The 15,262-nt window shown below is 46.2% G+C and carries 11 protein-coding genes; 9 read left to right on the top strand and 2 right to left on the bottom strand.

The features are described 5' to 3' along the window. Positions 1-97 precede the first annotated feature (97 nt). The 3 genes from AB4114_RS19295 (at position 98) to AB4114_RS19285 (ending at position 5,128) form a co-directional block, all read left to right on the top strand. Positions 98-2,272 carry a methyl-accepting chemotaxis protein gene (locus AB4114_RS19295; RefSeq protein WP_441989942.1) on the top strand — a complete coding sequence of 725 codons (2,175 nt, stop codon included), beginning with the start codon at positions 98-100 and terminating at the stop codon, positions 2,270-2,272. A 139-nt stretch (positions 2,273-2,411) separates the two neighbouring features. Next, positions 2,412-4,232, top strand: a complete 1,821-nt coding sequence (locus tag AB4114_RS19290; RefSeq protein ID WP_441989941.1) for a peptidoglycan D,D-transpeptidase FtsI family protein — start codon at positions 2,412-2,414, stop codon at positions 4,230-4,232. A gap of 74 nt (positions 4,233-4,306) precedes the next feature. Next, the gene (locus tag AB4114_RS19285) at positions 4,307-5,128 is read left to right on the top strand and encodes a lipoate--protein ligase family protein (protein WP_441989940.1); all 822 of its coding nucleotides are present in this window, start codon (positions 4,307-4,309) and stop codon (positions 5,126-5,128) included. Here AB4114_RS19285 and AB4114_RS19280 read toward each other — a convergent pair. After that, positions 5,120-5,851, bottom strand: a complete 732-nt coding sequence (locus AB4114_RS19280; RefSeq protein ID WP_441989939.1) for an alpha/beta hydrolase — start codon at positions 5,849-5,851, stop codon at positions 5,120-5,122. The two genes, AB4114_RS19285 and AB4114_RS19280, sit on opposite strands and share 9 nt — an antisense overlap. Positions 5,852-6,069: 218 nt before the next feature. Here AB4114_RS19280 and pdhA point away from each other — a divergent pair, with 218 nt between their 5' ends. The 6 genes from pdhA to AB4114_RS19250 all read left to right on the top strand — a co-directional run bounded on the left by pdhA (position 6,070) and on the right by AB4114_RS19250 (position 14,176). Continuing rightward, positions 6,070-7,152 (top strand): pyruvate dehydrogenase (acetyl-transferring) E1 component subunit alpha, encoded by a 1,083-nt coding sequence (pdhA, locus tag AB4114_RS19275; RefSeq protein ID WP_441989938.1) that lies wholly within the window; start codon positions 6,070-6,072, stop codon positions 7,150-7,152. Positions 7,153-7,199: 47 nt separating this feature from the next. Continuing rightward, entirely contained in the window at positions 7,200-8,180 is a 981-nt protein-coding gene (locus tag AB4114_RS19270) for an alpha-ketoacid dehydrogenase subunit beta (RefSeq protein ID WP_057311951.1), read from the top strand. Positions 8,181-8,214: 34 nt separating this feature from the next. After that, positions 8,215-9,555 carry a dihydrolipoamide acetyltransferase family protein gene (locus tag AB4114_RS19265; protein WP_441989937.1) on the top strand — a complete coding sequence of 447 codons (1,341 nt, stop codon included), beginning with the start codon at positions 8,215-8,217 and terminating at the stop codon, positions 9,553-9,555. A gap of 4 nt (positions 9,556-9,559) precedes the next feature. After that, positions 9,560-10,975 (top strand): dihydrolipoyl dehydrogenase, encoded by a 1,416-nt coding sequence (lpdA, locus tag AB4114_RS19260; RefSeq protein WP_441989936.1) that lies wholly within the window; start codon positions 9,560-9,562, stop codon positions 10,973-10,975. A gap of 186 nt (positions 10,976-11,161) precedes the next feature. Beyond that, on the top strand, positions 11,162-11,893 hold the full coding sequence (locus AB4114_RS19255; protein WP_441989935.1) for a glycerophosphodiester phosphodiesterase: 732 nt from the start codon (positions 11,162-11,164) through the stop codon (positions 11,891-11,893). 108 nt (positions 11,894-12,001) lie between these two features. Continuing rightward, the gene (locus AB4114_RS19250; protein ID WP_441989934.1) at positions 12,002-14,176 is read left to right on the top strand and encodes an AMP-binding protein; all 2,175 of its coding nucleotides are present in this window, start codon (positions 12,002-12,004) and stop codon (positions 14,174-14,176) included. Here the strand turns inward: AB4114_RS19250 and AB4114_RS19245 are convergent. Next, entirely contained in the window at positions 14,173-15,117 is a 945-nt protein-coding gene (locus tag AB4114_RS19245) for a diacylglycerol/lipid kinase family protein (RefSeq protein WP_441989933.1), read from the bottom strand. The two genes, AB4114_RS19250 and AB4114_RS19245, sit on opposite strands and share 4 nt — an antisense overlap. Between the last annotated feature and the right edge of the window lie 145 nt (positions 15,118-15,262).

Below are 15,262 nucleotides of genomic sequence, written 5' to 3'. Positions count from 1 at the left end.
TGAATGTCGAATTTCATGTATAACAATGTATGTAAACCTTTTCATTTGAGTAAGCATTCAAAAGAAGGTTAATTAGAAACTAATGGTGGTGAACGAAATGACAAAAAGACTCCAAGGTATGCGCTCCATTTTAAACAAAGTAGTTCAAGCAACTGGTCAAGTTCGAAGGGGTCGAAATGACACGGCAGGTGGTGGATCAGCTTCACCGAATGGTACATACGCATTCAAAGGACCGAGCAACATTAGGCTCGAAAATCCTGTAAAATCAGTTGGTATGAAGTTATTTTTGATGTTTTTTATTAGTATTTTGTTTTTCGTTCTTGTAGTAGGGATGATTTCGTATTCCGTCTCCAAAAGTGTTATTAAGGAGAAGGTGTCCCAATCCAGTTTACAAACCGTGACACAAGCAGGTCAGAAATTAGATTTCCTGTATCAGACCTTTGATGATGTATCGTTACAAATTATGCTGAATAAAGAATTGCAGGATTTACTTGATAAGGTTCCTAAATTGGAGGCATCCTCCTATGAAGCACTAGATGTTACACGTCAATTGACAGAGAAATTAAACGTAGTGACCTTCTCCAACAAATCAATTAAAACGCTTCATTTGTATCGACCAGATGGTAAATTGATTCTGATTACTGGAGCTGGTGGCTCTCCGGCAACTGAAAATTTAGCTTCGACAGAGTGGTTTAAAGCAACAATAGAAAACGCGGGTAAAGTAACTTGGTTAGATAGTCAAACCAAAGGATACTCAAGCAACTCCGCGAATACGTTTGCGATCAGCCGTCTGATGCGTAATACGTTAACGAACTCGTCAACAGCTGTTCTAGTTATTGAGCTGAGCACAGACATCTTGACGAAAGAGTTAAGCGGTATGTCTTTAGGAGATGACAGTAATGTCATCATTACGAATCAGAAAAATATGAATATCGCATTAAAAGATATGAGTCAAATTGGCAAAGTATCTTCTATCCAACTTACGAAGGAACAGTTTGAAGAAGAACATGGTTCATTTATCACGAAAGATGATCATTTAGTAGCTTTCTACAAATCAGCTGTATCGGGCTGGAACTTAGTTGGTGATATTCCGGTCAGTGCGCTAGTGAAAGACGCGAAGAAAATTTTCAACTACACGCTTCTGATCGCATTTTTTGCAGCGATTGCAGCGGTCATCATCGGTATCATCGTAGCTAGAATGATTGGTAGTCCACTTATTAATCTGCGCAACCTGATGCAGCAAGGTGCCAAAGGTAAGCTGACAGTTCGCGCCAATTACAAGTCTCAGGATGAGATTGGGCAGCTAGGTGCAAGCTTTGACGTCATGATGCAGCAGATCACGACATTGGTACAGCACACGAGTACATCTGCACAAGCTGTATTCGAAACGGCGCAAGAATTGACGAACTCTTCTAAAGTTACGGCAACAGCGGCAAGAGAGATTGCTGTGGCGACGGATGAGATTTCCAATGGCGCAGGCGGTTTGGCGACGGAGTCTGAGAAAGGCAACGAGCTAACACACCATATCGGCATTCAAATGAAGCAAGTTATTGAAGCCAATCTTGAGATGGGAACTGCGGCAGCGGATGTACAAACGTCCAGTGAGCTTGGAACGAAGTACATGTCAGAGTTGATTGCCAAAACGAATCTGACGGAAGAAATGATCCGCTCCATGGTTGATAAAGTGGATAAACTGAAAGAAAGTACACGTTCGATCCGTAAAATTTTGGATCTTTTGAATAACATTTCGAAGCAAACGAATATCTTGTCTTTGAATGCCACAATTGAAGCGGCACGTGCAGGTACTGCGGGCAAAGGCTTCATGGTCGTTGCGGATGAAATTCGTAAGCTTGCTGATCAGTCCAAACAATCCATCGATGTTGTTGGGCAAATTACAGAAACGATTCAAGGTGAGATTGATGAAACTGTTAAAGTACTTTCAACAGCAACGCCAATCTTCCAAGAGCAGATTATGGCTGTTAAAGAAGCAGATACGATTTTCAAACAAGTAACGAATCATATGGGTGGCTTTATTGTTCAGTTGAGTACCGTTAGTGATTCCATTTCGACACTCGAACAATCACAAGTGGTGCTGTCGGATGCCATGACGAATGTCAGTGCAGTTGCTGAGGAATCGTTGGCGACTTCCGAGGAAGTTGCATCCCTAAGCTCCGAACAGCTGAGCATCAGTGATGGTTTGGTGAAATTGTCGGACAAGCTGGATCAACTGTCCCAATCATTGACCGATACATTATCCAAATTCGAAGTATAATAGCACAAGTGAGTCCACTCTCCATTAGGAGGGTGGATTTTTTGTGTTTTTGCAGTGTGGAAGCGGTTTGCCCTGATGCTAGAATGCCGATACTGGAAGCAATAAGGTCATTTTGAACCGTGTAAAAGGGGATCGTATCATGAGTGAGAATCAATTATCATCGATGGAGAAGAGACGTATGTTTTTGATGCTCTTTTTGATTCTGCTTTTATTTCTAGGTATATTCGGCAAGCTGTTCTGGATCCAAATCGCCGCAACGGAAAGCTATTCATCACGAGGAATCAATTTGGTGAAAAATTCCGTGATTCAAAGGCAGCGTGCACTTGTCTTAGAGAGTGGAAGAGGCGAGATACTGGATCGTAATCTGCAGCCATTAACTGGCCAAATTGTGAAAGCATTAGTTGCATTCCCGATCAATAACGAATTTGCGATGAATGGGCAGGAAGTGAGTCAACTAGCACGTATTTTGAAGACGAATAAAGAGAGTTGGTTATCTTTTGCTCATAATTTGAAAGAGCCGCAAGTATGGGGGACGCAAGATGGGGGGAAGGCACTCTCGTTGAGTTCCCAGCAAGTGAAGGAGATAGATGGATTAGGCTTAGCGAATATTAAGGTAGTTGAAATGGAAGATCGCTATCCTACTGGCATGACAGCGCGTCAGTTAGTTGGCTTTATCGGTCAAAATCCAGATCGTGTGATGCAAATCTACGGCTCGGATTTGGAAAAAGGGCGAGTTGCTCTGACTTCGAAGATTGGGGGAGCAGGCCTTGAGAAGTCATTTGACGCATGGCTTCGCGGTGTGGGTGAAACCTCAATTTCCTATTTCACGGATGCGGGAAAGAGGCCTCTAGCGGGATTGGACGCACGGATGATTGCGCCGGCTAACTCTTTCTACCCTGTGAAGCTAATTACGACCTTAGACAGCCGTGTGCAGCAGCAAATCGAAGCTCTAATGGATAAGCTGAATATTCGCGAGGGAGCGGCAGTTGTTCAAGAAGCAGCTCATGGCGATGTCATCGCCATGGCGAGCAGGCCGAACTATAACCCTTTACAGGTAGATCTAGCCAGTAATAATTGGAGCAATTATGCAATCAAGGCGACGGCGCCTGGTTCGATTTTCAAAACAATTGTAGCCGCGGCAGCGTTGGATGAGAAAGTTGTGTCGCCTACGGAAACGTTTGATTGTGAAGGCGCGCTCGGGAAGTACGGCTTTACTTGCTGGCGGAAAGATGGTCATGGCCCTTTAACTTTAGAAGAGGGATATGCGCAATCGTGTAATATCGTATTCGCGAATGTCATGAGGCGTCTGACAGCCGCTCAACTAGAGAAATATGCCAATAAGCTAGGTGTTCTAAATGAAGTAGGCTGGACAGGGAAAACAGATACGAGAGATGCTTTTGAACAATTTGATTCCGAAGAGAGAGGGCAATTATTTGCTGCACATACCCCAGAGAATGATGAGGGGGTTCTCATGCAAACGGCGATTGGTCAAAGGGATGTCAGAATGACGCCACTACAGGCTTCGAATATGGTTGTGACCTTGTTGAATGATGGGAAGGGCTTTACCCCTAGAGTTGTACAAGAAATTCAATATCAAACGGGGCGTGAGATGGAGGCGTTTCCTGTTAAAAGCCTATCTTCTGATGCTGGCAAAATTTCAGCTGCAACAAGTCGTACCTTGCTGAGTTGGATGAGAGAGGTTGTCACAGAAGGAACAGGTCAAGGCCTGCAAGGTGCGAAATGGAAGCTGGCAGGTAAGTCAGGGACAGCGCAAATTCAAAATGGTAACCATGAGAAAGTGAATCAATGGTTCATTGGATATGGGCCTGTAGAAACGCCTCGTTATGCCGTATCCGTTGTGATCAAAAATACGGACCCAACTGAAAGTAATAAGGCGATTCCTTTATTTAAGGGGATCATGGACATTTTGGCGAGCCAAGGGTTGTCAAACAGCAAATAACAGGTATGATGGATGTTAAGCCTATTTGGCTACCCATGCTGATGACACATACTAAACTCAGGAGACCTAACCTTATGGCGACCCAACTGCCTTCAACCTTACGCTTGCTAGATCGTTCAAATGATACCGAATCCCAACCAATTTTATATGCTTTCGCTTTAGAAGAGCTCTTATGCCGTGCAATTGGGCAAGGAACACCTCCCATCTTACATATTTGGCGGCACCCGCGTGCGTTCGTCATGGGATTAAGAGATAGCAGATTGCCAAACGCTGCGAATGCAGATGAATGGCTGCGAAGCCAAGGGTATGATACCGCTGTACGTAATTCTGGCGGAGCAGCTGTACCCTTAGATAAGGGAGTCGTTAATATTTCTTTGCTGCTCCCGAAGGAAGCGGGAGATATGGAACATCGTAAAGATTTCGATGGGATGGTCGGATTGATTCGAGAAGTGATGGCTTCCATTACGGATCGAATTGACCAAGGGGAAATTATCGGTTCATTTTGCCCAGGGGAATTCGATCTGAGCATTGGAGGGCGTAAATTTTGTGGTATTGCACAACGCAGACAGCAACTGGCCATTTCAGTACAAGCTTTTCTAATCGTTGAAGGCCGCGGCGAGGAAAAGGCTGCATTAGCTCGTGGATTTTATGAGAGGGCTGCCGTAGCAGCAACCAAACACGATTATCCGATTGTAGTGCAGGAAAGCATGTCGAGCTTAGCGGAGTGTTTGCACTTGCCGTTAACAGTGGAGTTGTTTGTTGAGCAATTACGACAAGTAATGAACAAGCGAGGCATTCAGCTTGCTCAAGCTGAGGAAATCGCCGGGTATCCCGACGATTCTCAGATTCAAGAAATGATTACACTGATGAAGGATCGCTATGCCATTTCATCCTAAAAAATAATGAAGCGTAGCTGGCAGTTCAATTTGCCAAAAACCCCATATATGTTTGCCAGGTTTCTCTGTATAGTGAAGCGTGGCATTTTTGTCTTGTAAAAACGTGTGAGTCAGTCTATTTTCCCGGACGAAATCGAAAGTGCCGCGCTCTGTTGTAACGTCGGTTTCATCTGTGCCGATCAACATATAAATCTCAAGCCAAGATAAGTCATCTTCTTGTTTGATTCTTTCACGCGTTATGTCGAAAAATGCGCCTGACAAGGATATAACTCGGCAAAAAAGGCTAGGATAATCTAAAGCGAGATGCAAGGAAACTGTTCCACCAAGTGAATCTCCTGCAAGAATGCGTTCTGATCGCTCCGTACGGACGGGATAACGACTTTCTACATAAGGGAGAAGCTCCTCTGCGAAGAATTGACAGTAGGCATCATGACGCTCTCCTTCAGGTGCGTACTCGGATGTTCGGTTAGCATTATTCACATCGACTCCGACTACGATGGCAGGCTCCAGATTCTCATCCAGGATTAATCGAGTAAGGGTTGTAGCAATTCTGCCGAAATTAAAGAACTGTTCACCATCTTGGCAGTAAATAACGGGATAAGAGAGCAGTTCGTTATAACCAGGGGGGAGATAGATCCGCAGGGGACGATTTTCTCCGAGCAGGCTCGAGGTTACTTCATCTTTTACAATAGTACGCTTATACAAACGGGAGTCATCAAGCATCGTGGATCTCCTTCTCAATTGGGGTAGGTGTATTATAGCAGTTGTTGTTTCCTTATTAACTGTATTATATATTTTGTTAAACTGTACTATTCACTAACAGTAAAAAAGGTGAGATACCCCGCCACTACTGGTGTACAATTCACCAAAACAGGATTATAATAATACTATAACAGAAGTTCAGATAGTAGGCACCAAAATCATATAAGAGGTGAAATGGTATGAGTAAGCCACTTGTCAGCCAAGCAAATTATGAAGTGACCACAGAAAAGGTTGAGCCATTGCAGGTTCTTGCTCCAGATGGCACAGTCGTAAATCCCGACAAAATGCCGAAGCTTAGCGATGAACAATTAAGAGAATTAATGAGAAGAATGGTATTCACACGCGTATGGGATGAAAGAGCAGTCAATCTAGGTCGTCAAGGCCGTCTTGGTTTCTATGCACCGGTTTCTGGTCAAGAAGCATCCATGATTGGTAGTGAATTTGCCCTAAATAAAGATGATTTCATTTGCCCAGGTTACCGCGATATGCCGCAATTGGTATGGCACGGTCTTCCGCTTTATCAAGCATTCTTGTATTCCCGCGGTCATCAACATGGCGGACAAATTCCGCAAGATGTTCACGTACTAATGCCGCAAATTATTATCGGCGCACAAATTCTTCACGCAACAGGCGTAGCGATGGCTTTCAAAAAGCGCAACCAACCGCGTGTAGCAATCACGTACACAGGTGACGGCGGAAGCTCCGAAGGCGATTTCTACGAAGGTATGAACTTTGCAGGCGCATTTAAGTTGCCTGTCATTTACTTTGTACAAAACAATGGTTACGCGATTACAACACCATATTCGAAACAAACAGGAGCACTTTCTGTTGCACATAAATCCGTTGCTGCGGGTATCAAAGGCGTGCAAGTAGACGGCATGGACGTTCTAGCTGTTGTTCAAGCAGTTACTGAAGCTGCTGAAAGAGGACGCAGAGGCGAAGGCGCTACGTTGATCGAAGCGTTGACGTACCGTTACCGTCCGCATTCCTTGGCGGATGATACTACGAAATACCGTACCAAAGATGAAGAGTCCGATTGGGAGCCAAGAGATCCACTTACGCGCATGCGTTTGTTCTTGACGAAGAAAGGTCTTTGGAACGAAGAAATTGAAGCTCAAGTGAAGGAAGAAGCGAAAGCTACTGTTGCTGAGCACATCAAAAAAGCAGAAGAAACAGAGAAAATGACAGTCGCTGGTTTGATCGACTCCATGTTCGAAGTTACACCTTCACATTTGGAAGAACAAAAAGAATTGTATAAATAGAGTACACGTTCGAAACAAGTTTTAACTTTAGGAGGCACAGAGTAGTCATGGCACAAATGACAATGATTCAAGCGATAAAAGACGCGATGCGCGTAGAATTAGAAAGAGATCCTAATGTTATTTTGTTCGGTGAAGACGTTGGTAACGTTGGTGGCGTATTCCGTGCGACAGAAGGTTTACAAAAAGAATTCGGCGAAGAGCGTGTATTCGATACGCCTCTTGCTGAGTCCGCAATCGGCGGACTTGCGGTTGGTTTAGGCGTACAGGGCTTCCGCCCAATCGCTGAAATCCAATTCGTAGGTTTCATCTACGAAGCACTTGACCAAATTTGCGTGCAAGCAGCGCGTATGCGTTACCGTTCCGGCGGTCGTTACAACTCCCCAATCGTATTCCGTACGCCATTTGGAGGCGGTGTGAAAGCGGCTGAGCTTCATACAGATGCACTTGAAGGTCTACTTGTTCAAACACCAGGGATTAAAGTCGTTGTTCCTTCCAATCCTTACGATGCAAAAGGGCTACTAATTGCAGCTATTCGCGATAATGACCCTGTTTTCTTCATGGAGCATTTGAACTTATACCGTGCGTTCCGCGGCGAAGTACCAGAAGGCGAATATACAGTCGAGCTTGGTAAAGCGAATGTTGTCAAAGAAGGTTCTGACGTAACAATCATTACTTACGGCGCTATGGTTCACACATCCATGAAAGCCGCTGAAGAAATCGAAAAAACAGAAGGTGTGAAAGTCGAAGTTATCGATCTTCGTACACTTCTTCCATTGGATATCGATACAATTGTAACTTCCATTAAGAAAACAAATCGCGCGATTATCGTTCAAGAAGCGCAAAAAACATCTGGCGTAGCTGCAGAGGTTATTGCTCAAATTAATGAAAAAGCGATTCTACATCTGGAAGCGCCAGTTCTACGTATTTCACCACCAGATACGGTGTATCCATTTGCACAGATCGAAGATGCTTGGTTGCCAAGTCCAGCAAGCGTTATTGCTGGAATTAAGAAAGTACTTGAATTCTAATTCACCCAGTCGAAGGTAACAGGAGGTCGTACACGTGGCATTGTTTGAATACAAGTTCCCAGAGCTTGGTGAAGGCATACATGAAGGCGAGATCGTGAAAATGTTAGTTAAAGCGGGTGATACCGTAACTGACGAAACGATTCTTATGGAAGTACAGAATGATAAAGCAGTCGTTGAAGTTCCTTGTCCGGTTGAAGGCAAGATCGTCAGCGTTGCCGTCAAAGATGGACAAGTCTGCACAATCGGTGAGCTTGTGATGACGATTGAAGTAACGGGCGAGATGCCTGCGGCTTCGATGCATCAAGGATCCAGCCACGCGGCACCAGCCGTGGCTGTAGCGACTCCACCTGCTGCGGCTCCGGCGCCAGCAGCAGTAGCAGCACCAGCAGCAGCGCCGTCATCAGTAGCTGCTCCAGCACCAGCCGCGCCAAGCACTGGCGCGGGCCGTGAAGTGCTTGCGACGCCTAGCGTGCGCAAGCTGGCAAGAGAGAAAGGCATCACACTCGCAGAGGTGACGCCTACAGGGAAGCACGGCCGCGTAACACGCGAGGACGTGCTTGGCTTCACAGGAGCTGGCGCAGCCGCAGCTCCGGCAGCAACAGAAGCAGCGTCATCAGTAGCTTCTGAAACAACAACAGCACCTGCTGCTGCACAAGTGGTTGCAGTTGGCGATCGCGTCGAAGAACGGATTCCGTTCAAAGGCATCCGTAAAATCATCGCGAACGCGATGGTTAAATCCGTGTACACGGCTCCGCACGTGACATTGATGGATGAGATCGACGTATCCGCACTTGTCGCACTTCGTGAGCGTACGAAGCCGCTAGCAGAGAAAAAAGGCGTGAAACTGACGTACCTTCCTTTCATCGTGAAAGCATTGGTAGCAGCTTGCCGTCAATTCCCGGTCATGAACGCCATGATCGACGAAGAGAAACAAGAAATCGTCTACAAAAAGTATTACAACATCGGGATCGCAACAGATACAGACAACGGCTTGCTCGTTCCTGTTATCCATGATGCTGACCGTAAAAACGTATGGTCCGTCGCAGCAGCGATTAAAGATTTGGCCGTGCGCGGTCGCGAAGGCAAATTGTCTCCGAACGAAATGAAAGGCGGCACCATTTCCATCACGAACATCGGGTCTGTTGGCGGTATGTTCTTCACACCGGTAATCAACTTCCCAGAAGTTGCGATCTTGGGTGCAGGCCGTATCACGGAGAAGCCAGTTGTGAAAAACGGAGAAATCGCTGTTGGACACGTTATGGCGCTTTCTTTGAGCTTCGATCACCGTATCGTAGACGGAGCGACAGCACAAAGCTTCTTGAACTACATCAAACAGCTTCTGGCTGATCCAGAGCTTCTCGTCTTGGAGGTGTAACATCATGGTTGTAGGAGATGCTTCTTTAGATATAGATTTGTTGGTTATCGGTGCGGGTCCTGGCGGTTACGTTGCTGCGATTCGAGCAGCACAGCTTGGACAAAGCGTTCTTATTGTTGATAAAGAGGCTTGGGGCGGCGTCTGTTTGAACCGCGGTTGTATCCCATCCAAAGCTTTGATCTCAGCAGCACATACGTATGAGCACGCTCAGCATGCTGACAGCATCGGGATTTCCGTAGAGAACGTGAAAGTGGACTTTGCGAAGGTACAAGCTTGGAAAAACAGTATTGTTGCTAAACAAACAGGCGGCGTTAGCGGCTTGCTCAAAGGCAACAAGATCCAAACGTTCCAAGGTGAAGCGATGTTCATCAACGAGCACGAAGCACGTGTGTTCAATGATGCTGAAGCACCGCGTTACCGTTTCAAGAACTGTATTATCGCAACAGGCTCTCGTCCGATTGAGTTGAAAGCTTTCCCTTACGGCGGAAGAATCATCTCTTCGACAGAAGCGTTGAACTTGCCTGAAATCCCGAAAAGCATGATCGTTATCGGTGGTGGCTATATCGGGATCGAGCTTGGTCAAACGTATGCGAAATTCGGTACGAAAGTGACTGTATTGGAAGGCTCTGATTACGTGCTTCCTGGCTTCGAGAAAGAATTAACAAAGCTGGTAGCTAAGAACTTAGAGAAAGTTGGCGTAGAGGTTCATACCGAAGCGTTAGCGCAATCCTGTACGAAAACAGACAACGATGTTACGGTTACATTCACAGTTAAAGGCGAAGAGAAACAAGTCACAGCAGATTACGTTCTTGTAACTGTTGGTCGTCGTCCGAACACAGATGGCGAACTTGGTCTAGACCTTATTAACTTGAAAATGACAGATCGCGGTTTGATCGAAGTCGATAACCAAGGTAGAACGAGCATTCCTCACATTTTTGCAATTGGTGATGTTGTTCCTGGTCTTTCCTTGGCACACAAAGCTTCCTATGAAGCAAAAGTGGCGGCTGAAGCGATTGCTGGTCACGCAAGTATCGTTGATTACAAAGCAATGCCTGCAGTCGTATTCTCCGATCCGGAGATTGCTGGCGTAGGTCTAAGCGAAACCGAAGCGAAAGCGCAAGGAATCAATGTAACCATTGGTAAATTCCCATACGCGGCTAACGGACGTGCGAACTCTTTGAACGCGGCTCAAGGCTTCGTGAAGCTTGTCGGCGACAAAGAAACGGGCCAATTGCTTGGTGGACAAATCGTAGGACCAGAAGCTTCGAACTTGATCGGTGAGCTAGCGCTTGCTGTTGAGATGGGCGCTAACCTAGAAGATATCGCACTTACGATTCATGCACATCCAACATTGACGGAAATGATTATGGATGCCGCTGAAGGTGCGCTTGGACATCCGATTCACCAACTTGGCAAATAATTTATTTCATACGGTTATTTCAGGCCTTTAGATAAAAGTCCCGAGGGTTTGGCTATAAGCCGCTCTACGGGACTCTTTTAATTCAAAGGAGGAATTCGGAACATGATGATGATTGACGCTTCGAATCGGCAGCTTATATAATTTGTAGAGCAAGTCATGTAAGCTAATACGTTGGGAGCGTTGAACATGCATACACCGAAACCGATCATCATTGGTCACCGCGGCGCGGCGGGTGAAGCTCCAGAGAACACGCTGGCTTCATTTGTATTGGCGCTTTCGCAAGGCGCACAGGCGATTGAATTGGATGTTCATATCACGAAGGATGGCGAGATCGTCGTTTGTCATGATGGAACATTGGATCGAACAACGAATGGTTCAGGACTTATTTGCGATAAACCATGGGCAGTCATTCAGAAGCTAGATGCTGGAGCATGGTTTTCGGAGAAGTTCAGAGGGGAACGTATCCCCCTTCTAAGCGAAGTATTTGATGTAGTGCCGAAGGGCACGCTCATCAATGTGGAAGTGAAGCATGCCTACGAAGGGCGCATGGAGAAAGCACTTTTGGCGTTCTTCCGAGAGGTAAATCGGTACGAGGACGTCGTTGTTTCTTCTTTTGATCACAAAGTAATTCAGCGTTTAAAACGGGCAGAACCCGCGTTGAAGGTGGGCTTGCTGTATGCAGCGAATCTCATCGACCATACGGGATATGCCAAACTGCTTGAGGTCGAAGTCTACTCCCTGCATCCCCATTATCATTCGATGGATGAAACGGATATTGCATCGGCAACAGCAGCGGGGCTAGCAGTCTACCCCTACACGGTGAATGAACTTTCGGACTATCAACGGTTGACCAACGCTGGTGTCACCGGTATTATCACAGATTTCCCCGGCAGGTTGAAGGCATTTTTGCATACATAGCCAAGAATAAATAGACCGAAGCATACAGATGCTGAGGTCTTATTTTTTTTCCCCGCATACAATGAACTATTGACAGACTCGAACGAGATACCAATAGGGGGAATTTCCATGTTCAAATGGATGTTCGTTACGCTCGTAAGGCTTTTACTTCCGTGCTTGCGTCTGTTTGTGTTGCTTGCTTTTAAGGTGAAAGTGACGGGCATGGCGAAATTCGATCTGACGGGCAAAACAGTGCTCATTCCGAACCACGTATCCTTATTGGATGCGGTGGTACTTGCTTTGATTTTGCCTACAGATGTGGCATTTGTTGTGAATACGAACATTGCAAAGCGATTTGCGTGGGTACTCCACTTCAGGGCTCATATCACGGTGGACACCTCGAATCCCTATGCAGTTCGTACAATGTTAAAAACGATCCAAAGTGGAACACCGCTTGTCATTTTTCCAGAAGGACGGATCACGACGACAGGCGGCATGATGAAAATATACGGGGGCATAGGGTACCTTGCCTTACGATCACAGGCTCGAATTATACCGATTTCGATTGAAGGTTTGGAGCATTCGAAGTTATCGTATTTACGCGGAAAAATAAAGCAACGCTGGTTCCCGCAGGTGAACATTGCGTTTGGTGAAGCTTTTCAAGTCCCGGCAGGGGATGAGCGCTTCACGAGAAAAGTTCAAAAGGAGCAGGCGACGGAGGCGATCCGCACGAAGTTATTGTGTCATTTGCTGAATAGTCGGCTCGAGCCCGAGGTTAACTTATTCAACGAGCTGCTCGCCGCGGCTCAAAGGCACGGTCAATCGAGAGTCATTTGCGAAGATGTTATGAGTCAATCTGCTTTGACGTATCGGAAGCTGCAGTTGAGCAGCTATACATTGGCAGGTCGGTTGGGGAAGCTTTTGGAAGGTCAAAAGCGGGTAGCCTTGTTGCTGCCTAATGCCGCGGGGCATGTAGTGACGTTGTTTGCACTATTCCGATTAGGCGTTACGCCGGCGATATTGAATTACTCTGCTGGTAGGCAAGCGATGCTGGAAGCGTGTGAAACGGCCGAAGTGAGGACTGTGCTGACGTCTCGAGTTTTTATCGAGAAGGCGGGTCTACAGGATTTTATCCAGAGTGTTAGCGGGTTATTCAATGTGATTTATCTTGAAGATGTGAAGAAAGCGCTAACGTTGCAAGATAAGTTAAGTGGTTTGTTGGACTTTGTTCTGCGGAAGAAGGGTCCAGTGGGCACTGGTCTTAATGAAGTTGTGCTTTTCACTTCAGGCAGTGAGAGTAAACCGAAGGGTGTCGTTTTGACGCACCGAAATATTTGCGCGAATATACAGCAGGCGAGGCTTGTTATTGCCTTTAATAGTTCAGATAGCGTGCTTGGCAGCATGCCGATGTTTCACTCGTTTGGTCTGACAGCGGGGACGATGCTTCCGATTCTTTCGGGGGTGAAGTTGGTTTTATATCCGAATCCCTTGCATTATAAAGTCATTCCAGAGCTCGTTTATGATCGGAATATTACGATTTTATTCGGCACCTCAACGTTTCTTGGTGCTTACGCGAGAACGGCGCATCCTTATGATTTTGCCCATTCCTTGCGATATGTTGTGGCTGGTGCCGAAAGGCTGAAAGAGGAAGTACGTCAAATTTGGCAGGATAAATTCGGGATTCGCATTCTGGAGGGCTATGGAACGACGGAGACGACGCCCGTTATTTCACTGAATACACCGATGCATGGGAAGAAAGGTTCAGTAGGTAAATTACTCCCTGGCATTGAGGCTGTCGTGGAAACGGTAGATGGGATTGCGACTGGTGGTCATTTGCTCGTTCGAGGCCCGAATGTGATGAAAGGGTATTTGATTCATGGTCGTGGCTTCGTTCCTGCTTCGGAGTGGTATAGCACTGGGGATATTGTGACGTTGGATGATCAAGGCTATTTGTTCATTCAAGCCCGTTTGCAGTCTTTTGCTAAAATAGGTGGCGAAAAAGTATCGCTTCTCATGGTGGAAGAGCTCGTAGCAAAGAGTTTGACAGCACCAGCGGTTTGCGCTGCTGTACATGTGCCTGATTGGCGAAAAGGGGAGCGAATCATTGTTTTTCATACCAGTAAGGTGAATCCTCTTGAAGCACTACGCGAGTTGATGAAGCAGGAGGGGCAGCCTGCGATTTATATGCCATCTGAGTTTCGGTATATCGAGAAGCTGCCGCTTTTGGGGAGTGGGAAGACAGATTATGTGACGATGAAGCAATGGGCACTGACAAGTGATGCTGGAAGTAAACCCACAGCTTAGGCTGTGGGTTTTGAACGTATGACGGAAATGCCGGCGGGGATGAGTTCGATTTGAATAGGCGTGGAGCCAGCGAACTCCCCGTCTGCTTGGACAAGCAAGGGCTTTTCTGTCCGAATAGAAATAGATTTTCCTTTATAGAAAGATACAGCAGGGTGCTCAGTGTGTTTGCCTTGGTACACGGTGAAAAGAACGGGCAGAAGGCGAATGCGGCTGTTGCTTTGAATAACAACAACATCGGCCATACCGTCAGTTGGACTTGCTGTTGGACAAATTTGAATCGACCCTCCGTAGAATGGAATATTGGCTACGGCTGCCAGCCACATGTTAGGTAATTTCGTAACACTGCCGTCTACCTCTATCCATGCGGTGGAAGGTTGATAGGTTGCGAACACACGAAGGATAGAGATGAAATAGGATAACCTACCTAGTCCAAGGCGGTTGAGGAACTTTTTGTAGCTGGCTTCATTCGTAAGTTTGGCGACCATGCCGTCAAAGCCAGCGCCAATGCTATTAACTGCCACTTGGTTGATCTGAATGGCATGGAGAAGGTCAATTAGCACTGTGCTGGGAGCAGTTAAGGCGATTTGAAGGGCCTCCAATGGATGATTAGGTATGCCGTAGGCTTTTGCAAAATCATTGCCTGTTCCAGCTGGAATAACTGCGAGGAAGCAGACTGGGGAGGAAACGTTGCTATTCTGATGCTGCCAAATGCCACCTGCTGCTTCATGAACGGTGCCATCTCCGCCAATGATAATAATCCGCTGAACGTGATGCTCTTGAATCAGTGTTATGGCATGTTGTGTTGCTTCACCTGCTTGGGTTGTTAATTTGGCTAGATAAGAGATTCGATTCGTTTGGAGGTAGGATTGGATGACTCCCCAGATGTTAGCTCCTCTGCCATTGCCTGAAAGCGGGTTCACAATAATTCCGATTGATTCCATGTGTATTTGCCCCTTATCTTTTCGTTGAGGTGGTAGTTTTTGGTAAGTGAAACAATTGCTAAGCGTAGGTTATATACGAATTTTCCTTTACATAAGGGGCACTGTTTTGTAAAATAAACCATAGGTAAATTAATTAATTTTGATG

It is taken from the genome of Paenibacillus sp. 2RAB27 (assembly GCF_052115445.1).
Lineage (GTDB): Bacteria > Bacillota > Bacilli > Paenibacillales > NBRC-103111 > Paenibacillus_E.
This window is presented reverse-complemented; position numbering and strand designations above follow the sequence as displayed.